This is a genomic window from Psychrobacillus sp. FSL H8-0487 (assembly GCF_038008385.1).
Classification (GTDB): Bacteria; Bacillota; Bacilli; order Bacillales_A; family Planococcaceae; genus Psychrobacillus; species Psychrobacillus psychrotolerans.
Genome location: NZ_JBBOZA010000001.1, coordinates 52,586 through 78,618 on the forward strand (window position 1 = coordinate 52,586; position 26,033 = coordinate 78,618).

General features: G+C 37.3%; 23 protein-coding genes and 2 tRNA genes. 23 read left to right on the forward strand and 2 right to left on the reverse strand.

Features of this window, described 5'->3' with window-relative positions; genetic code table 11:
* The first annotated feature begins 10 nt into the window (after positions 1-10).
* From glmU to MHI47_RS00325, 16 genes are all read left to right on the forward strand, one after another.
* Positions 11-1,381 carry a bifunctional UDP-N-acetylglucosamine diphosphorylase/glucosamine-1-phosphate N-acetyltransferase GlmU gene (gene glmU, locus MHI47_RS00255; protein ID WP_340761073.1) on the forward strand — a complete coding sequence of 457 codons (1,371 nt, stop codon included), beginning with the start codon at positions 11-13 and terminating at the stop codon, positions 1,379-1,381.
* A 22-nt stretch (positions 1,382-1,403) separates the two neighbouring features.
* Positions 1,404-2,363 (forward strand): ribose-phosphate diphosphokinase, encoded by a 960-nt coding sequence (locus MHI47_RS00260; protein WP_093538639.1) that lies wholly within the window; start codon positions 1,404-1,406, stop codon positions 2,361-2,363.
* A 76-nt stretch (positions 2,364-2,439) separates the two neighbouring features.
* Complete coding sequence (locus tag MHI47_RS00265; RefSeq protein WP_340828979.1) at positions 2,440-3,039, forward strand: 50S ribosomal protein L25/general stress protein Ctc; 600 nt, start codon at positions 2,440-2,442, stop codon at positions 3,037-3,039.
* An 87-nt stretch (positions 3,040-3,126) separates the two neighbouring features.
* Positions 3,127-3,690: an aminoacyl-tRNA hydrolase gene (pth, locus tag MHI47_RS00270; protein WP_340828980.1), complete on the forward strand. Its 564-nt coding sequence runs from the start codon at positions 3,127-3,129 to the stop codon at positions 3,688-3,690.
* 47 nt (positions 3,691-3,737) lie between these two features.
* Positions 3,738-3,968: an anti-sigma-F factor Fin gene (locus MHI47_RS00275; RefSeq protein ID WP_093538670.1), complete on the forward strand. Its 231-nt coding sequence runs from the start codon at positions 3,738-3,740 to the stop codon at positions 3,966-3,968.
* 59 nt (positions 3,969-4,027) lie between these two features.
* Complete coding sequence (gene mfd, locus MHI47_RS00280; RefSeq protein ID WP_340828984.1) at positions 4,028-7,561, forward strand: transcription-repair coupling factor; 3,534 nt, start codon at positions 4,028-4,030, stop codon at positions 7,559-7,561.
* Positions 7,562-7,647: 86 nt separating this feature from the next.
* On the forward strand, positions 7,648-8,184 hold the full coding sequence (gene spoVT, locus MHI47_RS00285; protein WP_340764319.1) for a stage V sporulation protein T: 537 nt from the start codon (positions 7,648-7,650) through the stop codon (positions 8,182-8,184).
* A gap of 37 nt (positions 8,185-8,221) precedes the next feature.
* Positions 8,222-9,874, forward strand: coding sequence for a putative polysaccharide biosynthesis protein (locus MHI47_RS00290; protein WP_445678288.1), 1,653 nt, complete (start codon positions 8,222-8,224; stop codon positions 9,872-9,874).
* A 13-nt stretch (positions 9,875-9,887) separates the two neighbouring features.
* Positions 9,888-11,360 carry a nucleoside triphosphate pyrophosphohydrolase gene (gene mazG, locus MHI47_RS00295; RefSeq protein WP_340828986.1) on the forward strand — a complete coding sequence of 491 codons (1,473 nt, stop codon included), beginning with the start codon at positions 9,888-9,890 and terminating at the stop codon, positions 11,358-11,360.
* Between the two features lie 4 nt (positions 11,361-11,364).
* The gene (locus MHI47_RS00300) at positions 11,365-11,655 is read left to right on the forward strand and encodes an RNA-binding S4 domain-containing protein (RefSeq protein WP_093538643.1); all 291 of its coding nucleotides are present in this window, start codon (positions 11,365-11,367) and stop codon (positions 11,653-11,655) included.
* Positions 11,656-12,404: 749 nt separating this feature from the next.
* A complete protein-coding gene (gene yabP, locus MHI47_RS00305; RefSeq protein ID WP_340828988.1) occupies positions 12,405-12,707 on the forward strand; it encodes a sporulation protein YabP in 303 nt (100 codons plus the stop codon).
* A complete protein-coding gene (gene yabQ, locus MHI47_RS20150) occupies positions 12,704-13,207 on the forward strand; it encodes a spore cortex biosynthesis protein YabQ (protein ID WP_340761082.1) in 504 nt (167 codons plus the stop codon). Before yabP ends, yabQ begins: the two co-directional genes overlap by 4 nt.
* Before the next feature lie 19 nt (positions 13,208-13,226).
* Complete coding sequence (locus tag MHI47_RS00310; protein WP_093538646.1) at positions 13,227-13,622, forward strand: FtsB family cell division protein; 396 nt, start codon at positions 13,227-13,229, stop codon at positions 13,620-13,622.
* Between the two features lie 139 nt (positions 13,623-13,761).
* Positions 13,762-14,196, forward strand: coding sequence for a S1 domain-containing RNA-binding protein (locus tag MHI47_RS00315; protein WP_093496479.1), 435 nt, complete (start codon positions 13,762-13,764; stop codon positions 14,194-14,196).
* 163 nt (positions 14,197-14,359) lie between these two features.
* Positions 14,360-15,565 carry an EAL-associated domain-containing protein gene (locus MHI47_RS00320; protein WP_340828991.1) on the forward strand — a complete coding sequence of 402 codons (1,206 nt, stop codon included), beginning with the start codon at positions 14,360-14,362 and terminating at the stop codon, positions 15,563-15,565.
* Between the two features lie 26 nt (positions 15,566-15,591).
* A complete protein-coding gene (locus MHI47_RS00325; RefSeq protein ID WP_340828994.1) occupies positions 15,592-16,041 on the forward strand; it encodes a DinB family protein in 450 nt (149 codons plus the stop codon).
* 113 nt (positions 16,042-16,154) lie between these two features.
* Here MHI47_RS00325 and MHI47_RS00330 read toward each other — a convergent pair.
* Both MHI47_RS00330 and MHI47_RS00335 read right to left on the reverse strand, forming a co-directional pair.
* Positions 16,155-16,226: transfer RNA gene (locus MHI47_RS00330), tRNA-Glu, on the reverse strand.
* An 8-nt stretch (positions 16,227-16,234) separates the two neighbouring features.
* A tRNA-Met gene (locus tag MHI47_RS00335) sits at positions 16,235-16,308 on the reverse strand.
* A 226-nt stretch (positions 16,309-16,534) separates the two neighbouring features.
* Between MHI47_RS00335 and MHI47_RS00340 the strand changes: the two genes are divergently transcribed.
* The 7 genes from MHI47_RS00340 (at position 16,535) to MHI47_RS00370 (ending at position 26,020) form a co-directional block, all read left to right on the forward strand.
* Positions 16,535-18,907 (forward strand): SpoIIE family protein phosphatase, encoded by a 2,373-nt coding sequence (locus MHI47_RS00340; RefSeq protein ID WP_340828995.1) that lies wholly within the window; start codon positions 16,535-16,537, stop codon positions 18,905-18,907.
* Between the two features lie 378 nt (positions 18,908-19,285).
* Positions 19,286-20,677 (forward strand): tRNA lysidine(34) synthetase TilS, encoded by a 1,392-nt coding sequence (tilS, locus tag MHI47_RS00345; RefSeq protein WP_340828996.1) that lies wholly within the window; start codon positions 19,286-19,288, stop codon positions 20,675-20,677.
* A 19-nt stretch (positions 20,678-20,696) separates the two neighbouring features.
* Positions 20,697-21,239 carry a hypoxanthine phosphoribosyltransferase gene (gene hpt, locus MHI47_RS00350; protein ID WP_093538651.1) on the forward strand — a complete coding sequence of 181 codons (543 nt, stop codon included), beginning with the start codon at positions 20,697-20,699 and terminating at the stop codon, positions 21,237-21,239.
* A 97-nt stretch (positions 21,240-21,336) separates the two neighbouring features.
* Entirely contained in the window at positions 21,337-23,337 is a 2,001-nt protein-coding gene (ftsH, locus tag MHI47_RS00355; protein WP_093538652.1) for an ATP-dependent zinc metalloprotease FtsH, read from the forward strand.
* Between the two features lie 114 nt (positions 23,338-23,451).
* Entirely contained in the window at positions 23,452-24,234 is a 783-nt protein-coding gene (locus MHI47_RS00360) for a type III pantothenate kinase (RefSeq protein WP_093538653.1), read from the forward strand.
* Complete coding sequence (gene hslO, locus MHI47_RS00365) at positions 24,235-25,116, forward strand: Hsp33 family molecular chaperone HslO (protein ID WP_093538654.1); 882 nt, start codon at positions 24,235-24,237, stop codon at positions 25,114-25,116. It begins immediately after the preceding gene.
* Complete coding sequence (locus MHI47_RS00370; protein WP_093538655.1) at positions 25,100-26,020, forward strand: peptidyl-prolyl cis-trans isomerase; 921 nt, start codon at positions 25,100-25,102, stop codon at positions 26,018-26,020. Before hslO ends, MHI47_RS00370 begins: the two co-directional genes overlap by 17 nt.
* Positions 26,021-26,033: the final 13 nt, after the last annotated feature.

The following is a 26,033-nucleotide window of genomic DNA, read 5'->3' on the forward strand; positions in this document are numbered from 1 at the left end:
GAACTTAAAAATGACAAATACTTATGCGGTTGTATTAGCAGCTGGTAAAGGTACACGTATGAAGTCTAGTTTATATAAAGTATTACATCCTGTATGTGGGAAGCCAATGGTAGAACATGTAGTAACAAACATGGAACTACTTGGTGTAAAAAAAATCGTCACAATCGTAGGGCACGGAGCAGAGGAAGTACAACGTCGATTAGGCGAAAGAAGTGAATATGCTTTACAAGAAGAACAGTTAGGAACTGCTCATGCAGTCTTACAGGCAGAAGAAGTGTTAAAGAACTTATCTGGAACAACTATTGTTATTTGTGGTGATACGCCACTAATTACAGCAAAAACAATGAGTGATTTGTTGGAGCATCATAAATCTACAGGAGCAAAAGCAACAATTTTAACAGCTATTGCAGAAAATCCCACAGGTTACGGTAGAGTTATTCGTTCTGTAGATGGGAATGTTCAAAGTATTGTAGAGCAAAAAGATGCTACAGCAGAGGAACAACTTGTACGTGAGATTAACTCGGGAACATATTGTTTTGACAATGAAGCACTATTTAAATCATTAAAGCTAGTTAATAATAATAATTCTCAAGGCGAATACTATTTGCCGGATGTCATAGAAATCTTACAAAAAGAAAACGAAATTATCTCAGCGTATGCGGCAGATGAATTTGAAGAAATATTAGGCGTGAATGATCGCATCGCATTATCTCAAGCAGAAGAGACTATGCGTTTACGTATTGCCCAACACCATATGCGTGAAGGGGTTACAATCATCGATCCTAGAAATACATATATCAGCAGTGAAGCTATAATTGGAGCAGACACTGTCATTCAACCTGGAGTTATCATTGAAGGTAAAACAACCATTGGTATGAACTGTACGGTTGGTCCGAATAGCCATATAGTATCAAGTACTATAGGTGATGAAACGATAATACATTCGTCAGTAGTACTATCCAGCGAAGTTGGGGACCATACCTCTATCGGTCCGTTTGCTCATATTCGACCGCAATCAGATGTCGGCAATGACGTGAAGATTGGTAACTTTGTTGAAGTGAAAAAGTCAACAGTTGGCAATGGAAGTAAAATCTCTCATTTAAGTTATATGGGTGACGCTTCAATTGGAACTAATGTTAATGTGGGTTGTGGAACAATTACAGTGAATTATGATGGAAAAAATAAATTTACCACAACAATTGAAGATGATGCATTTGTTGGATGTAATTCAAACTTAATAGCACCAGTGACTATTGGAAAAAAAGCTTATGTTGCAGCGGGTTCCACTATTACAAAGGATGTACCTGGTGAAGCACTTGCAATTGGAAGAGCACGACAAGAGAACAAAGATGGCTATGTGAACAAACTAAACATAAAATAACCCATTATCCAGGAGGACAATCATGCCAGAACAATATGCAAATTCGAAGTTGAAAATATTCACACTAAATTCCAATAGGGAATTAGCGGAAGAAATCGCAAAAGAAGTAGGAGTACCTCTAGGTAAAAGTACAGTTACTAGATTTAGTGATGGTGAAGTACAAATCAATATCGAAGAAAGTATTCGTGGATGCGATGTATTCATTGTTCAGTCAACTTCAGGTCCTGTAAACGAACATATTATGGAACTATTAATAATGCTTGATGCTCTAAAACGTGCTTCAGCTCGTACAATTAGTGTAGTGATTCCATATTACGGATATGCACGTCAAGACAGAAAAGCACGTGCTCGTGAACCAATCACTGCTAAACTTGTAGCAGATCTATTAACAACTGCAGGTGCAACTCGTGCAATTGTACTTGATTTACATGCTCCACAAATCCAAGGATTCTTTAATATTCCAATTGATCATCTAGTTGCAGCACCAATTTTATCTGACTACTTCCTAGGTAAAAACTTTGACCCGGCAGAATTGGTAATCGTGTCTCCTGATCACGGTGGTGTTACTCGTGCTCGTAAGATGGCAGATCGCCTTAAAGCACCAATTGCTATTATTGATAAACGTCGTCCTCGTCCGAATGTGGCAGAGGTTATGAATATCGTAGGTAATGTTGAAGGGAAAACGGCCATTCTAATAGACGATATTATTGATACAGCTGGAACTATCTCTATTGCAGCAGCAGCATTGATGGAAAGTGGAGCGAAAGAAGTTTATGCTTGCTGTACGCATCCAGTATTATCAGGTCCTGCTATTGAACGTATAGATAACTCAGTTATTAAAGAACTAGTTATTACAAACTCAATCCAATTATCGGATGATAAAATGTCACCGAAGATTAAAGAATTGTCAGTTGCTAAATTACTGGGCGATGCAATTGTACGTGTTTTCGAACAAAAGTCAGTTAGTACATTGTTTGATTAATTTCTAAAATGTTTGAACTTTCCTGAAGATGGGTATTTATATTTATAGAACGCAATTCAGGAGGATGAAGAATATTATGAGTACAGTAGTGAAAACACAAAAACGAGATAAAAAAGAAAATGCAAAACTTCGAAATAGTGGGTTTATACCTGCAATAGTATACGGTTATGAAGTGGAATCTCAGTCTATCGCTGTTAGTGAAAAGGACTTTACAAAAACACTTCGTGAAGTTGGTCGTAATGGTGTCATGAAATTAGACATTGATGGTAAATCAGTAAACGTTGTATTGAGTGACTATCAGACGAATATTCTAAAAGGGCAAATGATACATGCCGACTTTTTAGCGATCAACATGAAAGAAGAGTTAGAAGTAAATGTTGCAGTTAATGTTACTGGAACTTCCGTTGGTGTTTCTGAAGGTGGTATGCTTCAACAGCCAAATCGCGAACTTACAGTTACAGTGAAACCTTCAGATATTCCAGATAGTATTGATATAGATGTATCTGGAATGGCTATCGGAGATACATTGACCGTAGCAGATATTAGAGAAAAAGTGGATTATCCAATTACAAACGAAGATGACTATACATTGGTTACAGTATCGGCACCTCGAGTAGAAGAGGAAACAGAGGATACTGAGGAAGAGCCAGAAACACCAACAACAACAGAAGAATAATAAAACAAAAGAGGTTGTCTTTAGGCAACCTCTTTTGTTTTATATATGGTAAAATTAATTAAAACTTGTAATAAGGGAATGGAACGAATGAAAATTATCGTTGGTCTTGGAAATCCAGGGAAACAATATGAGGCTACGCGTCACAATATTGGTTTCCATGTAATCGATGAACTTTCTAAGAGATTAGATATACCACTTACACAGTCTAAATTTAATGGGATGTACGGTATTGGGCATGTTGGTACTGAAAAAATTATGCTTTTAAAACCATTAACATATATGAATCTATCTGGGGAATGTGTTGTACCGATGATGGATTACTATGAAGTAAATGATGATGAAATAGTTGTTATTTATGATGATTTAGACTTACAGGTAGGGAAATTACGACTTCGACAAAAAGGTAGTGCTGGTGGACACAATGGTATTAAGTCAATTATCCAACACTTAGGCTCACAGGAATTCAACCGCATTCGAATTGGTGTAGACCGTCCTAAAAATGGTATGAAAGTTCCGGACTATGTGTTATCAAATTTTAGTGAAGATGAAAAAATAGAAATGATACATGCTGTAAAGAATAGTGCAAATGCATGTGAAGATTGGGTAACGAAAAAATTTCTAGATGTAATGAATACATACAATGGTGCATAAAAAGTAAAGAAAAAGCCTATACTTCCTAAAAAGGAGGTTTTATGGCTATGCCAATTCGTTATAAATGTCGCCATTGTGAAACAGAAATTGGGCAGTTGCCATTCGATCACATAGATGACCAGTTTCTACAAAAACATGAGCTTACACAAGAAGATCAACATATATACATTAAAAATGGAGCAGAGGGCGACTACACTGTGCAGTGTATTTGTGAAGAGTGCCAGGAGTCCCTTCAAAAATTCCCAAATTACTATGCGTTAAAAAAATGGATACAGTAGATGCTTTGGCACGAATTTCGTGCACAAAGCCTTTTTCTATTTAGATTGGAGGTATACAGATGGAACCTTTAAGTAACTTATTGATGGAAGACACACAAATACAAAAGCTAGTAAAAGAATTAGAGAGTGGTAGAGACCAACAGTTATTAACCGGTCTTACTCCTAGTGCTAGAGCTGTGTTTACTAATATGCTTTATAACACAAGGCAGGGAGCTATACTAATCGTAACGCCTAACCTTTTGCATGCTCAAAAACTAACAGAGGATCTAGTAAAACTAATTGGGGAGGACCATGTACATTTATATCCTGCGGATGAGTTAATTGCAGCTGATATATCTGTTGCCAGTCCAGAACTTCGTGCACAAAGACTAGAAGCAATAGATCATATGTTAACACATGATAAAGGTGTTTATATCGTTCCTATTGCGGGGTTAAAAAAACATATGCCCTCCAAAAAAGACTGGCAAGCTAGTAGCATATCGATTGCAGAAGGGGAAGAGATCAGTTTAGATTCCTTTTTACAAAGGCTTGTAAATATGGGGTATGTACGCCAGTCTATGGTGACAGCACCTGGAGAATTCGCTTTACGCGGCGGAATAATCGATATTTATCCACTTTATCTAGAAAATCCTATTCGTATAGAACTATTTGATACAGAAGTGGATTCTATTCGGACCTTTTCTGCAGAAGATCAACGCTCGTTGGAAAAACGAAAAGATATACGAATTTTACCCGCTACAGAATTTGTGTTAACTGAAGAGAAAAAAATACTGTTAGCAGAGAAATTAGAAGAGGCATTAGCCGAAAGTCTAGAAAAAGTTAAAATACCAGAAGTAAGGGATCTCTTCTACCAAAATATTCAGCAAGATATTGAGTTGTTAAAGCAAGGCGAACAACCGCAAGAGTATATGAAATATGTTTCCTTGCTGGAAGAGACTAGTAGTTTTTTAGGGAACTACTTTAACAAAAATGGAACCGTTTTATTTGATGAGCTTGGAAGAATTCAAGAAGTAACAGAGACTTTAGAAAGAGAGGAAAATGATTGGATTCTTTCATTATTAGAAGAAGGTAAAACTGTACACCGTGTAAAACCCTCTTTTAATCTAAAAGAAATCATCCAGATGTTTTCTAACGAAAAGCTATACTTTTCGTTATTCTCTCGTACTTTTTCAGGAATTTCGATTAAAAAGAATATTAGTTTCTCTTGTAAGCCAATGCAAAACTTCCATGGACAAATGCATTTATTGAAGAATGAAATCGAGCGATTTACGCAAGGAAAGTTCCGCTTGTTTATACTAGCGGATGGGAAAGATCGCATCCAAAAAATACATGAAGTGTTAGAAGATTATGAGATTCCCTCACAACTAGGTGCTTCAGCCAATGATATGATGTCACCTGGTATTTTTATCATAGAGGGAGATTTAGAAGCTGGTTTTGAACTTCCATTACAAAGAATAGCTGTTATTACCGACTCTGAGTTGTTTAAACAAAAGCATAAGAAAAAAACGAGAGCTCAAAAGGTAACGAATGCGGAGCGTATAAAAAGTTACTCCGAGATAAAACCAGGAGATAACGTTGTACATATACATCATGGTATTGGGAAATATATTGGAATCGAAACATTGCATGTTAATGGAGTTCACAAAGATTATCTTCATATTCGTTATCGTGGAGAGGATAAATTATTTGTTCCTGTTGATCAAATAGATCTTATTCAAAAGTATGTGGCATCTGGTGAAAAAGATCCAAAACTTCATAAGCTAGGCGGAGCAGATTGGAAGAAGACCAAAACAAAGGTATCAGCAGCAGTTCAAGATATTGCGGATGAGTTAATAAAGCTTTATGCAAAACGGGAAGCAGAAGTAGGTTATGCATTTGAACCAGATAGCGATATGCAGCAGTCCTTTGAAGCAGCATTTCCTTATGAGGAAACGGAGGATCAGCTTCGTACTATAATAGAAGTGAAAAAGGATATGGAAAAACCTAGACCAATGGATCGTCTAGTCTGTGGAGATGTAGGTTATGGAAAAACGGAAGTTGCCATCAGAGCAGCATTTAAAGCCGTCATGGAAGGTAAACAAGTAGCCTTTCTCTGCCCAACAACTATATTGGCCCAACAGCATTATGAGACTATGTTAGAACGTTTTCAAGATTTTCCGATTGAAGTTGGTCTACTAAGTCGCTTCCGCAACAAAAAACAACAAACTGAAACAATTAGTGGGTTGAAAAAAGGACTAGTAGATGTAGTGGTAGGTACACATAGAATTCTATCCAAAGACGTGGAGTATCACGACCTAGGTCTTTTAGTTGTGGATGAGGAACAACGATTTGGAGTTAAACATAAAGAACGGATTAAACAAATGAAGACAAATGTAGATGTCATGACGTTAACAGCTACACCTATACCTCGTACATTACATATGTCGATGATTGGAGTACGTGATCTTTCTGTCATTGAAACTCCCCCTAAAAACCGTTTCCCGGTTCAAACCTATGTGATGGAGCAAAATAGTGGGCTAGTCCGTGAATCAATTGAAAGAGAACTTGCTCGCGGGGGACAGGCATTTTATCTATACAATCGAGTGGAAGATATTACGAGAAAAGTAGATGAAATACAAATGTTAGTTCCAACTGCAAGGGTAGGATTTGCACATGGACAAATGAGTGAAACGGAATTAGAGTCCGTTATCATTAGCTTTATAGAGGGAGAATACGATGTTTTAGTTACTACGACTATCATCGAAACAGGTATCGATATCCCAAATGTAAATACACTTATTATTCAAGACGCTGATAAAATGGGACTTTCCCAATTATATCAACTACGTGGTCGGGTAGGACGATCTAATCGTGTTGCTTATGCTTATTTAATGCATCAAAGAGATAAAGTTTTGACGGATGTCGCAGAAAAACGATTGCAGGCTGTAAAAGAATTTACAGAGCTAGGTTCTGGCTTTAAAATTGCAATGCGTGATCTATCTATTCGGGGTGCCGGAAACCTATTGGGCTCTCAACAGCATGGATTTATTGACTCAGTTGGGTTTGACCTTTATACACAAATGTTAGAAGAAGCTATTGCGGAAAAACGTACTGGTATTAAAAAAGAAGATATACCAGATATGGAAATTGTCCTATCTACGGATGCTTATATATCCGATGAATATATTCCTGATGGATACCAAAAGATCCAAATGTATAAACGTGTTAAAGCAATGGAAAAAGAAGAGGAATATTTTGATCTCCTAGATGAATTCCAAGACCGGTTCGGGGATATACCTCTCGAAGCAGAAAAATTACTTCGTATAGCACGTATGAAAATTTGGGGCATAGAAGTAGGAGTAGAGTCTATTAAGGAAGTAAACAAAGTTATATCAATTTCTATAAGTGCAGAAGGAACAAGGGATATTAATGGAGCGAAACTGGTAGAAGAATCTATGAAGTATGGACGTGCGGTTGGTTTTAATATGGATAACGGTAGTTTAGTACTGACAATTGATGAACGTAAAACAGGTAAATTTAATCCATTTGATGTATTGGAAGAAATGATGAGACTTTTGCCTGAATCTAAAAAAGAAATAGCAGACGTTAAGTAGGTCTTTGCATATTTTTGGCTAACATGATGCATACTATGGCAGAAATGAACTTTAGTTTCCAATCTGTCGAAAGTGAGGCATATTACATGAAAGCAACAGGCATCGTACGTCGTATTGATGATTTAGGTAGAGTTGTAATTCCCAAAGAGATACGTCGAACCCTTCGAATCCGAGAAGGAGATCCATTGGAAATTTTCACGGATAGAGAAGGAGAAATAATCTTAAAAAAATATTCACCTATTAGTGAGCTTGGAGATTTTGCAAAAGAATACGCGGAAACCTTATATGAAACTTTAGGTACTCCGGTATTAATATGTGACCGTGACGAAATGATTGCAGCAGCGGGACTTTCAAAGAAGGATTATTTGAATCGTAGGTTAAGTCCTGGGATTGAAGACATTATAGGTCTGCGCTCTATCGTAATGGAGAAACATGAAAACTCAGTTGAGTGGATTCCTGGAGTAGTTGAAACTGTAAAATCATATTGTATTGCCCCTATTATTGCTTCGGGAGATCCAATTGGAGCTGTACTCATTATTTCAAAAGTACATTTTATAGGTGAAGCTGAACTAAAAGCAATTGAAACTGCAGCAAACTTTTTGGCAAAACAAATGGAAAGTTAATAAAATCTTCCTCTTCTACAAAAGAGGAAGATTTTTTTTGTTATACTATTCCTATCGTATTATGGGAGTAGGATTGGTTATGAGTAATGACTGGAATATGAAAACTTATATGAAGGGCGCAGCTATGCTGACGATTGCTGCTATTATCGTCAAGTTACTAAGTGCGGTTTATCGGGTGCCTTTTCAAAATTTAGTAGGCGATGAAGGATTTTATATATACCAACAAGTGTATCCATTCATTGGCATTATCACTACTTGGACATCGTTTGGTTTCGCAGTTGCGCTGTCTAAAATACTATCGGATTATAAAGCGCTTGGAAAAGAGTATGCTATTCCAAGGATAAAAAAAATTACTTTTTATTATATCGGATTTATTTCTATTTTATTTTTTATTTTATTGTTTATGGGAGCTGGATTCTTAGCTGAAGCTATGGGTGATGCAAATCTTGCGCAGTTATTAAAAGCTGGTTCTTTCGTCATTTTACTAATGCCCATGCTTGCTGTATTGAAAGGGGATTTTCAATCGGATGGGCGCATGCAGCCAGTGGCTTATGCACAGGTGTTGGAACAGGCAGTGCGCGTTTTTGTCATATTATTTGGTACTTGGATTATCGTGTCTACAAGTTTTGATCTATATAAGGCGGGAAGTATGGCTATGTATGGTGCAGTGGCAGGTGAATTAGCTGGCGTCGTACTACTATCCTTTATTTATTGGAAATCGATGAAACATACAAAGACTGAGAAGGCTCAACAAAATGTACCTGTGTGGCCAATTATAAAGAACTTAACGCTACTGAGCTTAAGTGCTAGTATAAGTGCACTATTATTCTTACTGTTTCAGCTAGTCGATTCGTTTACAGTCTTTCAAGTCCTGATGGAAAGTGGTATGGAAAGACAACAGGCAATGGAGAAAAAAGGCGTCTATGACCGAGGACAACCACTTGTCCAATTAGGTATTGTCATAGCATCTACGCTTTCTTTAGCAATCGTTCCTCTGGTAGCGCACCGGATGGGTAAAAACTCGGGGAGAACAGCAGTGCCTTTCATGCAACTAACATACCGAGTAGCATTTACTTTTGGAATTGCGGCAGCTCTAGGGCTAATTGTTGTTCTTCCATATGTAAATGAGATGCTATTTCAAACAAAAGAGGAATCTATAACGTTAATGGTTTTTTCTTTTCAAATTGTATGGATGTCTTTAATACTTACATTAATGGCAATGTTACAAGGCAGTGGAATGGTGAAGATACCTACGTTTTTCTTGCTGCTTGGAGTTTTGTGTAAGTGGTTGTTAAATAGTTTACTGGTCCCCACTTATGGAGTATTAGGAGCAGCTATCTCAGGTAATGTTAGTTTAGCGATTATCTATGTGTTGATGTGTTATTATTTTAAAAAGACTTGGAATATCCAATTTGCTCCTGCAGTTTTCTATAAAGGGATTACAAAAGCCTCCCTATTAATGATCGTGTGTGTTGTTGCTTATGTAGTATTGGGTGATGCCGTGTTATTTGATAATCTTTCTAGTAGAATACAATCGGTTGTCATTTCGTTAACTGCAGTTATGTTGGGTGCCGCAATTTTTTTAGTAAGTATAGCAAAAGATCGTGTGATAGCAGAGAAAGAGTGGTTTTTATTGCCATTTGGTAGACGAATGGCGACTTTTCAGCTTTGGTTAAATAAAGAAAAGTAAGGTTGTGAGTAATATGAATGAAATTACGATTATTGGTCTTGGAGCGGGTGACCTAGATCAGCTGCCATTAGGTATATATAAAAAGTTAAAAACGGCCGAGTACTTGTATGTTCGGACGGAGCAGCACCCAGTTTTAGAAGAGCTAAAAGCAGAAGGACTTTCCTTCACTAGTTTCGATACAGTGTACGAAAATAATGATCAATTCGAAGGTGTCTATGAAGAAATTGTAAAACGGCTTCTAGAATTGGCACAAGAGCAATCAGTTATATATGCAGTACCTGGACATCCATTAGTTGCCGAACAAACAGTTCAGCTCTTAATTGAAGCGGAAAAACAAGGGGAAATTAAAATCCGTATAGAAGGTGGACAAAGTTTTCTAGACCCCATTTTTGGCGCTTTACGGATTGATCCCATTGAAGGGTTTCAATTACTAGACGGAACAAGCTTTAAGTGTGATGAAGTTCAAATGAATGCACATGTGCTAATTGGACAAGTATATGATGCATTTAGTGCTTCCGAAGTAAAGCTAACTCTAATGGAAAAGTATCCTGACGACTATGAGGTAACGATTGTAACTGCTGCAGGGACTGCTACAGGGACTGCTACAGAAAGTTTAACGAAGGTCCCCTTATTTGAACTGGACCGAGTGATGAAGTTAGATAATCTTACTACATTATACGTTCCGCCAATCTATAAAAAAGAAGATCGCTTAAAAGAGTGGCAAACACTTCGTCAAATTGTTTCTGAACTAAGGGGTCCTAACGGGTGTCCGTGGGATAAGGAACAAACACATACAACCTTAAAGAAATACGCTGTAGAAGAGGTGTATGAGCTTCTACAGGCGATTGACGAGGAAGACGATGATCATATTGTAGAAGAATTAGGCGACGTTCTGTTACAAGTGTTTTTACATGCACAAATAGGAGAAGATAACGGATATTTTAGTATGGAAGACGTATTAAACGCTATTTCTGACAAAATGATTCGTAGACACCCTCATGTATTTGGTGAAGTAACAGTAGATAGCACGGAAGACGTTCTCCGTAATTGGCAACAAATAAAGGCAGAAGAAAAAAGAGATTCTGGTGATTCTTTATTAGAAGGAGAAATGCGCGCGGACTCTTCCTTGCTTACTTCTTTTAATTATCAGAAGAAAGTTGCGAAGGTTGGTTTTGACTGGCCAGACGTTTCAGGGGCTTGGGAAAAGTTTGAGGAAGAGCTCGGCGAATGGAAGAAAGAATTAGCGGAGGGTACAAAAGATTCACAAGTAGATGAATTAGGTGATTTGCTATTTACTATTGTAAATTTAGCGCGTTTTTATAGTTTATCTCCCGAGCAGGCAATGATTCAGGCTAATAAAAAGTTTAAAAGCAGATTCCAATTTATAGAGAGAAGTGTGAAGAGTGGAAAAGGAGACTTTTCTCACTATACTTTAGAAGAGCTAGATCTCTTTTGGAAAGAAGCTAAAAAATTAGAAGGGCAGTGACGAAATGAGATTAGATAAATACTTAAAGGTTTCCAGACTTATCAAGCGTAGAACATTAGCAAAAGAAGTAGCGGACCAAGGTAGAATAACGATTAATGGCAAAGTAGCAAAAGCAAGCGCAGATGTAAAAGCTGGGGATGAATTGTCCATTAGATTTGGTCAAAAAGTAGTAACTGCAACGGTAGATGCGGTTAGAGATTCTGCGAAAAAAGAAGAGGCATCATTGATGTTTACAATTATAAAAGAAGAGAGATTAGAAAAAGTAGATCCAGAATTTATTGATGATGAAGATTAGTTAGATATTTTCGTCTAAAACTGTTTCTGTAGTATTCGAATGGCTTTGGACTGGCGGGTCGCTTCATTATTACCGAGTGAATTTTTAAAGAGGTGGTTGTGACAGAAGTCACAACCACCTCTTTTTCTATCGAAAATTTTATGGCTTTTGTCTGTCCGCCATCCTTCTATAACTCTTAGAAACAGGTTAGTGCATTTTGAGATAACTAGAGATAAAATACTTTCCTACTTAAAGAGGAAGCTCATGAAGATACAATTTCGCGAGTTACTTCGCTTCTCTATTGGCTATATACTTACCATTTCTCTAGATTTCCACTAGATAAGAGAAAATCTACTTTCTTCATCCTTCATGATGAAATAGTATCTCTAATTTTATAGTAACGGACTACTCACATAATTGATTGTAGTGAAAGGTGGCGACTCCGGCGGGATGAGTGAGTCAGATGAGATATCAAAACGACGCGTTAGCGACGGTGATAGCTCATCGCTCACCCCTCGGAGGCCAACAGGATGTTGGTCACGAAGGCGTTGCCACACGAGTGGCGCTCTTAGCCTTTGAACTCCACCTGTAACGGAAATCAGTAGTATTATTATTCCGTAGATCTAATTTTTTAGTATTCAGGTACTCTAGAATCTAGAGAAGTACCAAATAGAAATTAAATAGTTTCTTGTGAAAAAAAGCATGGTAGTTTGTCATGCTTTTTTTTTTGGAGCATACAATAAAATAGGACAAGAGAGGAGAGAGTATATATGCAATATCAAGCAGAAAATCAAACAATTACTATTCCATCGGGGGACCATTTGATTTCGCTTAGAAATCGTAAGCGCATGGACTTAACGTCTGTAAAATCTATTGAAAAATTTGATCAACAAGAATTTTATGTGAGAACTTCTCAAGGTATACTTCACATCAAAGGAGAAGACTTAAAAATTGTCCATCTTGATGTTGATAAAGGATTATTAACTTTGGAAGGAATCGTTCGAGCAATACAATATGATGATGAGCAAAGTTTAGACGGAGCTAGAGGATTACTTCATAAATTATTCGGATGACACTCTCATTACAATTCTTTAGTCTATTACTAATGGTCTGTAGTGGGGTATTGGTAGGGGCAATAATCGAAGGAACGCGCTTTATAACGGAAAGTTTCCCGAGGCGTTCCTACGTTTATAAATATCGTGTAGTGCTGGAGGTATTTGTTTGGATCGCACTGGGTTTAGGCTCATTTTATATACTTTTTGATGTGCGGGATGGCGTATGGAGAATTTACGACCCATTAGCACAAATAGTAGGTATTCTCTTATACGATCAATTATTTCAGCCAGTGTTTCGTTTAACAGGTAGAATTATCTTGCGTTTGATCTTCCAACCAATTTGGTGGATAATTCATTTCATTTGGATAGTTATTAATAAAGTTATTCATCTTATTTGGATGCTCATCTCCTTCATCTTAAAACCATTTCAATATATATTTCGAAAAACGTGGCATTTGGCCCTTCAGAAAAAGCCAAACTTCCGTTATAATAGAAAGTACACAAAAAAATTGAAATAGTTTGATAGGAGAGAGCAAAATGGGAGAGAAGCAAAGAAACATACCTACACGGAAACAAATTGCATCGATTAATACTGATTATGTTCGCTCTATCGAACGCCAAGAAAATCGGATCAAAGCAAAAAAGGTTCGTTTAGCTAGACGATTAGTATTATTTACAATTTTATCTTTTGCTTTAGTTGGATTATTAGTATCTACCCTATTGAATAGCAAAAGTGCATATGAAGAAAAACAATTACAAAAAGAGCAAGTGGCTCAGGAGTTGGAACAAGTTAAGGAAGAGCAAGAAATTCTTAAAGTGCAAATTTCAAAACTTAACGATGATGAGTACATTGGCAAACTATTAAGAAAGCAATATTTCCTTTCTGAGGAGGGTGAAATAATATTCACTTTGCCTGGAAAAGAAGAAAAATAACTTTAAAAAAACAAAAGCAAAAGAGTAGTCTTATTGACACTCTTTTTTTGTTAGCTATAATAAAGGTAGGGATTTGTACGGAAAAGCGTATAAGTTCGAAAAAAGAGTCGCTTAAATTTTAAGGAGGAGCATTTTTTTTATGTCAATTGAAGTAGGCAGCAAGGTAGAAGGTAAAGTAACAGGAATCACAAATTTCGGAGCATTCGTCGAACTACCAGGAGGCTCAACAGGTCTTGTTCACATTAGTGAAGTGGCGGACAATTATGTAAAAGATATTAATGAGCATCTGAAGGTTGGAGATGTGGTTGAAGTTAAAGTGATGAATGTTGAAGCGGATGGCAAAATCGGATTATCTATTCGAAAAGCAAAGCCTCAAGCGGAAAGACCAGAGAGACCCGAACGTCCTCAACGTCCACGTGGTGGTAATAATCGTCCAAATGATCGCGATCGTCCAATGAAAGAGAATTTTGAGCAAAAAATGACTAGATTCTTGAAGGATAGCGAAGATCGTTTGTCTACGTTGAAGCGCGCGACAGAATCTAAGCGCGGTGGCAGAGGCGCTAAAAGAGGATAATTTGCTGTCTGTTTTATAGGTAGAAAAAATGTCATATAGATGAAAAGGTGTTGGGCTATGCTAACACCTTTTTTTTGTACACAAAATAGAAGATTAAGCATATCCTTAAAGTAAGGTAACATTAAAAACATAGATATGTTTGAACTTTCAAGGAGGTTATTAGATGGATGCAATGGATGTACTAACGAATATAGAACATGTTAAAGCATATTATCAACCAATTTTTAGTGCGGACGAACATATTGTAATTGCGTATGAAGTATTAGGGAAGTTAGTCAACAAAGAGCAGCTTATAAATTTAAATACCTTTGCATATGATGAGGATATTCCGGTAGAGTATCGATTAGAAGTTGAACGTAAAATATTGCGCTTAGCTCTATCAGAGTTAATGGAAAAGACTAATGACTATGATATATATTTGCCGTGCAATGCGAATTTACTAATACTAGACTATGGAGAGAGTTACTTAGATATTATTAATGAGTTTGTCTCAGAAGACTCTCTTTCAAGAATTGTACTAGTCCTTTCAGAACATGATTATAAAGGTGATTTTGGTAAACTTAGTAATATACTGAAATATTACCGTACTTACGGTATAAAGATAGCTATAAATCAGGTAGGTTCGGAAAGTCATATAGATTATATAAAAATGTTGTCACCAAATATATTAAAAGTAAATATAGAAAAATTGAGTTATGAGTCTTGGAGTGCGCAAAATGACTTATTTACATCCTTAGGATCGCTTGCTCGGAAGATAGGGGCTAATATGCTGTTTGAAGGGATCGATAGTGTACACCAACTTCAATTTGCTTGGAAAAATGGCGGACGATATTATCAGGGGAAATATCTAGCAACAGCTCAAGCAGATACAGTTTCAAGAGAATTGTTAAAAGATCATTTTAAAGAAAAGTTTCAGCAATTTATAACAACAGAAAAGCGATTACTTGAAGAGAAATATAATGAATTAAAAAATTTGCAGAATATGTTAGAAACAGCAATTGGACATATAAATCCAACTAGTGACAATATAGAGCAGCTTTTATTACTTGCAGAAGAGTTAAATGAATGCTCATTCCGAATATATATTTGTAATGAAGATGGATTTCAACTATCCCCTAATATTATGCAAGTCGACAAAAAGTGGACAGTGCAAGAGGATGCTGTCAACAAAAATTGGAGTTGGCGTCCATACTTCTTAAAAACAATAATAAAAATGCGTAATGACCAAAGTGGTGTATTTTCGGACATGTATAGCGACATTGAAACAGGAGAAATGATGCGTACATTCTCCATTCCACTTAACGATAGGGAATATTTGTTTATTGATATCTCATACGACTATTTATTTAAATATAATATTTTTAGGTAAACTCATAAATAATGGGGGCTAAGCTTGTGACGAAAGAGGAACTATTAAAATCTTATAATGAATATATCAATTGGCTGGATTCTTTATATATATTAGATGAAATAAGAGCAACTGCACCATATGCGAACGGAAAATGGTCCCCAAATGAAATAGTGATGCATCTTGCAGAATGGGACCGATTTACTGTGGAACAGCGCCTACCAAATATGAAAGAAGGGGAAAGGTTTGAAGGGTCTCCTGATTTTGAAGCATTTAACGCAAAAGCCGCAGCCCTTGCTCATGAACAAACATTTAAAGAAACCCTTTCTTATGCCAAAAAACAACGTCAAAAAATTATCGAAAAGCTTCAGCAAATTGATGAAATAGATTGGAACAAAGTTTTTTATATTGGTAATAGTGAGTGTACTGTTAGTAGTTATTTCACAGACTTTTTGGAGCATGATGCACACCATAGAAAACAAATCTCGGCTCTATGAAGGGTCTTGCATTTGTAAGGTTAAAAGGAATCTTTTTAAAGAACTTCGACAAATTGCATACTTTTCAACATAAAAAAGCAGTTCCTAAAATTCTTAGGAACTGCTTTTTGAGATGACCCCTACGGGATTCGAACCCGTGTTACCGCCGTGAAAGGGCGGTGTCTTAACCGCTTGACCAAGGGGCCGTAAAATATGGCGGCCGAGGGGATCGAACCCCCGACCTCACGGGTATGAACCGTACGCTCTAGCCAGCTGAGCTAGGCCGCCGTTTTAACGAACAAATTATATATTACAAGCGTTTTGCCAAAGTGTCAATGCTTCTTTAAGAGAATTTTAAAAAGATTAAAAGAAAGTTTGTTGCAAATATTCAAATCATTTAATTTATTAGCTGATGAAGTCGAAAAGTTATTTTAAGTTCACGTCAGAAACAGACATACTTTTTGTAGTAATACTAGGTATACTTCCATCAATAGTTGAATAGGAGGTATTCGCTTTGAAGGTTTACGAACAGCAACAAAAACGCGGTATATCGATAAGAAAGATTATGGAGGGTTTCAAAGCCAAGAGAGTAACGCTTTTCTTTTCTATCATTTTTCTACTTCTATCATTTTTTCTAGCACAAGTTGTATTGTTCGAGGCCTCGGTTCCATTTTTCCTTCCTCTTTGGGCACTGGTTAATCTGAGGTTTCAACGTTTCGTGCCTTGGACAGTTGCAGGTGCTATTCTAGGAAGCTTTACTCTCGGATTTGGACAAGTAATTATTCACGCTATGCAGGCATTATTATTTCCGTTTTATCAAAATCGATTTATTAGGAAGATCCCACTACCTTTATATGTACTAATAGATGTCGTATGTATACAAATTGTGTGGCAGTTCGTTTCTTATGGGGGAGAGATTCCAGTTTCAATTTGGCTAGCCATTGGATATGAAGGCATACTAAGTCTATTTATGACCATATTTTTGTTTCAGTTATTTCTTCCCTTTCCGGACCTATTGCACAAAAGGTGGACAGGAGAAAGAATGGGCGCTGCATTACTTATAGGAGCACTTGTCTTGACTGGAATGTCTTCGTATATATTTGGTTACGTATCGATTCCGTTAATGGCGGCTCATTTGGTCATAGCGGTATCAGCGGCAATCGGAGGAGTCCAACTGGCAACGGTAGTAGCTGTACTTTCTGGAACAATATTAAGTATTTCGAAGCTTAGCTTTAGCGGTATGATTGCTGTCTACGCGGTAACTGGCTTCTTGGCAGGACTTCATAAGCCTTTTGGGAGACTGTGGCAAGCGTTTAGTATGCTCGGTGCTACATTTTTCTTTATATTATATGATCGCACCTTACCTTTAGATTCTGTGTATATAGGATCACTTGTCATTGCCTCTCTATTATTCTTTATGGTTCCTTCTGCGTGGATTAAGCAATTGAAAGATCAATTGTATCCTGATACAACAAGTGTTCTTTTAAGAAGACAAAAGTGGATGACAGAAAAAGTAAATCATCAGCTCCAAGAGTTTCAGCATTTTGTCGACTTTATCACTCGGTTTATATCGGAGAAATTTGATTCGAAGGCGCTGAGAAAGGATGAAAAAACAGTGCCACTCCCAATTTGTCGTTCATGCTTTCAATATGAAAAATGTTGGGGAGAAAAATCCAATGGTATGCCTGTATTGATAAAGGAATGGGAAGACCAACCTAAAAAGTCTAGAATGCAAACAGAGAATCGAATTCAATATAAATGCGTAAAACCAATACAAGTGATGCATGAGCTGAAGGAAAAAGAAGCTAAACAACAGCTCACGTATGAATTACAGCATGGAAAGAAGATGTTTGCGCTCAAATTGAAAGACATGGGCAATCACATGAGTGGGTTGATGAGCAATTTAGAAAACAATATAACTATGTATTCTTCTCATGAAGAAGTGATTAAAGAAAAGTTCCAACAAGCAAATATTCCCTTCTTCCAAATAGATGTGTTGAATATTGAGATAGGACAAATGGAGATCGTTTGTTGTTTACCAATTGAAGCAAGAGCAAAAATGGTAGGGGAACGTTTAATTGTTCCATTATTATATGACCTGTTGAACGAACCGTTTGAAATTACGGCTATGAAAGAAATCCATCACCCATACGAGCATATTCAATTAACGTGCAAATCGTCTGTTCGTTTTCAACTTACACATGATGTGTATACATCATCAAGTAAAAACACCATCTATTCGGGGGATGCCCATGCAGTATTCCCATTGCATCCAGGATTGATGGCAGTTATTTTATCAGATGGAATGGGGAATGATGTAGAGGCGCATAGAGAAAGTAGACGTGTCATGCAGTTCATGAGGGAGTGTTTAAATAAAAAAATGGATCCAGAAACAACCATGCATACACTGCACTATATGATGAGTCTACAAAATGACAATGATAGCTATGCAACTGTAGACCTTGCATTGATAGATCTGCAAAAAGGAGAATTGTGGTCTTGGAAGGCCGGAAGTATGTCGACATATCTAATTCGCGGAAATGAAATGAGAAAAATAGAAAGTAAACATGTCCCATTCGGATTCCTACCTACTTTCTCAATAGAAGCCAGAAAAATGGACATAAAAGACGGAGATGTATTGGTTATGCTATCAGACGGTGTATTCTCAGGAAACACGACTGTCGAAAAACAGGAGCAATATTATCAAAAAATACTACAAGACCCAACCATGAATGCAGAACGCTTTGTGAAAATGTTAGAACAAACTTACTCACTACCAGGAGACGACCGCACAGTTATTTTCATGCATGTAGAGCATGTAGTACCAGAATGGTCCCTATTCACACCACGCCAAACAGCCAAACACCAAGAAAGAATGGTACACTAATAGAAAAGCGAAAGGTGCCCGTGAGCCTCGACCAGCGCTGGAAGACAAACGGTAAAGGCGCACTTTGCCTTAACCGCTTGTCTGAAGCGACTCGAGAGGCTGGCACCTGTAGCTAGACAGAATAGAAAAGCGAAAGCGCCTGTGTCTGCCCTGGCAGGCACTGGAAGAATTTCGTGGAAAGGCGACCTTGCCTTTCTTGAAATTCTGAAGTGACCCGAAGGGCAAGGCGCTGTAGCTAGACAGAGAAGAAAAGCGAAAGCTCCTATAGGGAAGGGTAGTCTAGGATGCACATCGTGTCCTAGACTGCATAACCCTCATCGTGCGGACCCGTCAGGTCGGGTATTCACTAGAAGAGGGACCAATAATAGAGGTGGAAAAATGCATCCTTTCATTTTAAAAGTAAAAAAATATATAGATAAGTACCAGCTAATACAAAGGGGTGATCGTCTTCTTCTAGCTTGTTCTGGAGGAGCAGACTCGGTTGCTGCGGTGCTTACCTTTCATGAACTTAAGAAGTTATATAATTTACAGCTGGGTATTGTTCATACGGATCACCAGCTTCGAGGGGCAGAGTCGGCAGAAGATATGCACTTTGTTGAACAATTAGCTATTCGATTAGACATTTCTTTTTATGGTACTACACTGGAAGTGCCTTCTAGAGTCGAGGCAGAAGGTGGAAATGTTCAGGTGATATGCAGAGAAGAAAGGTATGCTTACTTTGATACTGTTATGAAACAAGAAAACTTTGATAAGCTAGTATTCGGTCACCATGCTGATGACCAGATAGAAACAATAATAATGTCATTGGTAAGAGGGACGTTGGCATCTTCTCTTACAGGAATACCGATAACAAGACCTTTTTCAAACGGTAGCATCATTCGTCCATTCCTATGTGTAACGAAGGATGAGATTTTGGATTATGTTCAGTTTCAAAAACAAGCATTTAGACATGACCCCAGTAACGATAAACATACATATACAAGAAATCGTTTACGCCATACTGTTGTACCTCTTTTGCGTCAAGAAAATTTACATGTGGCCGATAGTATCCGGACGTTCGTAGAAAAACAACAACAAGATGACGACTTTTTACAGACACTTGCAAAAGAGAAGTTTGACCAGCTTGTGACAGTTAAAAGTAAATCGAGCTTTTTTATGGATTCAAAGCAGTTTAGGGAAATTCCAGTTGCTTTACAAAGAAGAGTGATTCTAATACTATTAAAGTATCTGTATGATAGCTCTAGTGCGCTATTAAATAATCGCTTAATTGAATCTATTTTAACTGCTTGTAATGAGCAGGATGGGAATACAGTGATTCATTTACCAAAAGATTTTTCCCTCATACGTCATTACAGTCATATCCAGTTTTCCTCCGCTCCCCTAAAGTCTCTACCAATTCAAAGTCAAATAATTGATGAAGACTGCTGGGTAGAAGTTGGTACTGGTTATTCGATATACTTGACTAGAAACTTAAACGAGCAGATTCCTTCCGATGAAAAGTGGTTTATCCAATTGGACAGTGATTCATTACCTCTTTCTATACGAACGAGGATAGAAGGAGATCGAATACATTTAAAAGGGATGTCTACTCCAAAAAAAGTTTCACGATTGTTTATTGATGAAAAAATTTCGAGTGAAAAACGAGAGGGTTGGCCAATACTTATATCAGCTAAAAATGATATAATGGCTGTAATAGGTCTTCGTTGCGGGCAGCAACTTGAAAAGAATAGAACTACGCAAAATTTTGTATTATACGTGAAGAGATATTAAGCCATAGGAGGATTTAACGATGTTAGAAAAGGATATTTTAGAAGTTCTGTTATCTGAGGAACAAATCAATCAAAAAACACGTGAATTGGGAGCCTTATTAACTGAAGAGTACAAGGATCAATACCCACTTGCAATTGGAATTTTAAAAGGTGCAATGCCTTTCATGTCTGATTTGATGAAACGTGTGGATACATACATTGAAATGGATTATATGGATGTATCAAGTTATGGCAATGCAACAGTTTCTTCTGGAGAGGTTAAAATCGTAAAAGATTTGAACACAAGTGTGGAAGGAAGAGATATTTTAATAATCGAAGACATAATCGATAGCGGGATGACATTAAGTTACTTAGTGGACCTTTTCAAATATCGTAAAGCAAAATCGATTAAAATTGTTACTTTGTTAGACAAACCAACTGGTAGAAAAGTAGACTTAAAAGCAGACTTTGTAGGCTTTGAAGTTCCAGATGCATTTGTGGTTGGATACGGATTAGATTATGCAGAAAAGTATCGTAACTTACCATATGTAGGTGTATTGAAGAAAGAAGTTTACAGTTTTTAGTTTTAAGCCTAGTTAAAAGGCTTTTCATTGTACGTCCAAAAATTCGTATGATAAGATAATCATTAGTTTTTCTGTTTACCTTGTGAGGAGGCTGGGAATGAATCGAGCATTGCGCTACGCCATATTATACTTATTAATATTCTTTGTAATCGTTGGGATTTTTGCTACATTCAACACGAGCAATACGACTACTAAAAATATTAAGTTTAACGAGTTTATGACTTCTCTGGAAAAAGGAGAAGTAACAAGTGTTACATTACAACCTGAATCAGGTGTATATTACGCTGAAGGTGAAATGAAAGGCTATAAAAAAGGAGAAAAATATTTAGCGATTCTCCCATATAATAGCGAAGATTTACAAACAAAAATTTATACATTGGCAACATCCAATTCAGTGCCTGTGGAATATAAAGAAACTCCTAAAACAAGTGGTTGGGTTCAATTCTTCACTGGATTATTGCCGTTCTTAATTATTATCATTTTATTCTTCTTCTTATTAAGCCAATCACAAGGCGGTGGTAACCGTGTGATGAACTTCGGTAAGAGTAAAGCGAAGTTATACGATAATGATAAGAAAAAAGTTAGATTTAATGATGTTGCTGGTGCAGATGAAGAAAAAGCTGAACTAGTTGAAGTAGTAGATTTCTTAAAAGATCCACGCAAATTCGTGGAAATTGGAGCTCGTATACCTAAAGGGATTCTATTAGTAGGTCCTCCGGGTACTGGTAAAACATTACTTGCTCGTGCAGTTGCGGGTGAATCTGGCGTGCCTTTCTTCTCTATTAGTGGATCGGATTTCGTTGAAATGTTTGTTGGAGTAGGGGCTTCCCGAGTACGTGATTTGTTTGAAAACGCTAAGAAAAATGCACCATGTATTATCTTTATAGATGAGATTGATGCAGTAGGTCGTCAACGTGGAGCTGGACTTGGTGGAGGTCACGATGAACGTGAGCAAACACTAAACCAACTACTTGTTGAAATGGATGGTTTCGGTGCAAACGAAGGTATTATTATCATTGCTGCAACAAATAGACCAGACGTATTAGACCCAGCACTTCTTCGTCCAGGTCGTTTTGACCGTCAAATTACTGTAGGTCGTCCAGACGTTAAAGGTCGTGAGGCGGTACTTCAAGTACATGCTCGTAATAAGCCACTTGATGAATCAGTTGACTTAAAAGCGATTGCACAGCGTACACCAGGATTCTCTGGAGCAGACTTAGAAAACTTATTAAACGAAGCAGCTTTAGTAGCAGCTAGACGTGATAAGAAAAAAGTCGATATGCGAGATATAGATGAAGCGACTGACCGTGTTATTGCAGGTCCGGCAAAAGCTGGAAAAGTCATTTCTGAAAAAGAAAGAAATATTGTTGCATACCATGAAGCAGGCCATGTGGTTGTTGGTTTAACTTTAGATGATGCAGATATCGTTCATAAAGTAACAATCGTTCCTCGTGGTCAAGCAGGTGGATATGCAGTTATGCTTCCTAGAGAAGATCGTTATTTCATGACAAAACCGGAATTACTAGATAAGATTGCTGGTTTGCTTGGTGGTCGTGTAGCAGAGGATATTATTTTCGGTGAAGTTTCTACCGGAGCACATAATGACTTCCAACGCGCAACAGGTATTGCTAGAAAAATGGTTACAGAATATGGGATGAGTGACAAGCTAGGGCCAATGCAATTCGGTCAAGCACAAGGAGGCAACGTCTTCTTAGGTCGTGATTTTAACTCTGAACAAAACTATTCGGATGCAATTGCTTATGAAATAGATCAAGAAATGCAAATAATGATTAAAGATCAGTATACTCGTACGAAACAAATATTAACGGAAAAACGTGAATTATTAACATTAATCGCAAAAACGTTACTAGAGGTAGAAACACTAGATGCTGCTCAAATAATGCATTTACAAGAGCATGGTACCCTTCCTGAACGCTCATATGATGAGATAGATCAAAAAGCTGCTATTGAGCTGAAGAAAGAAGAAGTATCGGATGCAGTAGGTGCACCTGCGGATCCATCTATTAGTGATTTACCAAAAGAAGAGGGTTCACTAAAAGAAACAGAAAGCCCAGTTCAAGAAGAACGTAGAGATTAATAGATAAGAATAAGCTGATTGCCTCCTTATAACTCGAGGCAATCAGCTTTTTTCTTCGTATATATATATGGTATGATGTGTGGGAAACGCAACAAAAAGGTGAGGATAAGCTAGATGATACTTGTTTTAGATACAGGAAATACTAATATTGTGTTAGGGGTTTACGAAAACGATAAGCTGATACATCACTGGCGTATGGAGACAGATCGTTTAAAAACGGAAGATGAGTATGGAATGCAGGTGAAGGCATTATTTACTCATGCCGCCATTTCTTTTGATCAAATAGAAGGCATCATAATCTCTTCTGTTGTTCCACCTATTATGTTTTCCTTAGAAGCTATGTGTAAAAAATATTTTGGCATTAAGCCCATTGTGGTTGGTCCTGGAGTCAAAACGGGATTGAATATTAAATATGATAATCCGCGTGAAGTCGGGGCCGATCGAATAGTAAATGCGGTAGCTGCTATTCATGAATACGGAAGTCCTCTAATCATTGTAGATTTTGGAACTGCTACGACCTATTGTTTTATCAATGAACTTGGAGAGTATATGGGTGGGGCCATTGCTCCGGGTATAGGTATCTCAACAGATGCCCTATTTAATAGAGCTAGTAAGCTTCCGCGTATAGAGTTGACAAGGCCTGAAAATGTCATTGGGAAAAATACAGTTGCTGCAATGCAAGCTGGAATCGTGTACGGTTATGTAGGGCAAGTAGAAGGTATTGTAAACCGTATGAAGCAAGTATCAAAGAAAACACCTAAAGTAATAGCTACAGGTGGTATGGCTTCCTTAATAGGGGACGAAACGACTATAATGGATGTTATTGATCCATTCTTAACGTTGAAAGGTTTATATTTAATATATCAACGAAATATTGATGAAAGAGGTAATAAATAGATGAGTGATTATTTAGTAAGAGCTATAGCGTTTGAAGGGAGTGTACGTGCCTTTGCGGTTCGTACAACTGACACAGTAGGAGAAGCACAAAGACGTCACGGGACTTGGCCAACCGCATCTGCTGCACTTGGAAGATCGATGACGGCTTCACTAATGATGGGTGCTATGTTAAAAGGTGAGGATAAAATAACGGTAAAAGTAGAAGGAAATGGTCCAATTGGTCCAATGATTATTGATAGTAATGCAAAAGGTGAAGTACGTGGTTATGTAACTAATCCTCAAACCCATTTCGATTTAAACGAACATGGTAAATTAGATGTTCGTCGTGCTGTAGGGACAGAAGGTACACTTACGATTGTAAAAGATTTGGGCATGCGAGACTTTTTTACAGGACAAGTTCCAATTGTATCGGGTGAACTTGGCGAAGACTTCACATATTATTTTGCTGTTTCTGAACAAGTTCCTTCTTCTGTTGGACTTGGCGTTCTTGTAAATCCAGACAACACTATTCTGGCGGCTGGCGGATTTATAATACAATTACTACCTGGAACAGATGATGAAACGATTACAATTATTGAAGAGCATTTATCTAAGATGGAGCCTGTTTCTAAACTAATCGAAAGAGGTTTAACTCCAGAAGAAATACTATTTGAAATTCTTGGTAAAGATAATGTTCGGATTTTAGATTCTGCACCAGTTTCTTTTGATTGTAATTGCTCTAAAGAAAGATTCGGGAAGGCCATTTTCACACTAGGTGAAAAGGAAATTCGTGAAATGATCGAAGAAGACGGAGGGGCCGAAGCACACTGTCATTTCTGTATGGAGAAATACAATTATTCAGTAGATGAATTGGAGTCATTTATCGATGAAATTAACGCATGATAATAATGCCCCTACTAAAAAGCGCTTAAAAACTAAACCGGTATTAGTTGTTCTGAGTATCCTGTTGCTAGGTAATTTACTGTGGTTCATCGCATGGTTAATACCAAACGATACGACTAAATCTAATGATTCGGAAGAAGTTGCGTCCGTAGCGGGAAAAGTTATTACGAAAGAACAATGGATGGCTTCTATGGAGTCTATCTACGGTAAAGAAGTTTTGTTAGATATTGTGAATGCAGAAGTTATGGAAGCTGCGGCTAAAAAATATAAGATTAAAGTAACGGATGACGAAGTGGATTTAGAACTTGCTTTAATACGTTCAACGCAAGACGGCGTGTCCTTACAAACCAATGATGAAGACATTGTTAGAAAGAGTATTCGTTCTCGCTTAATTCTAGAAAAAGTATTAGCCAAGGATATTGTCATTGAGGACGAGGCGATTAAAGCATTTTATGACAATAACAAAAATCTATACAATACTGCAACATCTTATCGAACAAGTGTCATTTATGTAAACACAGAGGCTGAAGCCGAAAAAGTTGCAAAAGAGTTAGAAAATGGTTCGTCTTTTGAAGGACTTGCTAGAGAACGATCTGCTGATCCAAGTTCGGCAAGTCTAGGTGGAGATATCGGTTATATATCCGAAGGAAATGAATCGGTGGATAAAGTTTTAATTGATGCAATTCAGAAGACGAAAAAAGGTAAATGGAGTAAACCAATTACATTAGCGGATGGAAGATTCGCTGTAGCAATGGTGAAGAGTATATTCGAAGGTAAATCCTTTTCCTATCCTGATGTAAAAGGTCATATTCGCAGAGAACTGGCGCTTGATCAAATTCCGCAATCAGTTACACAAGAAGCTTTTTGGGAAGAGTTTGATGCAGATTGGGTTTATAGTGAGTAATTCATATGTTTAG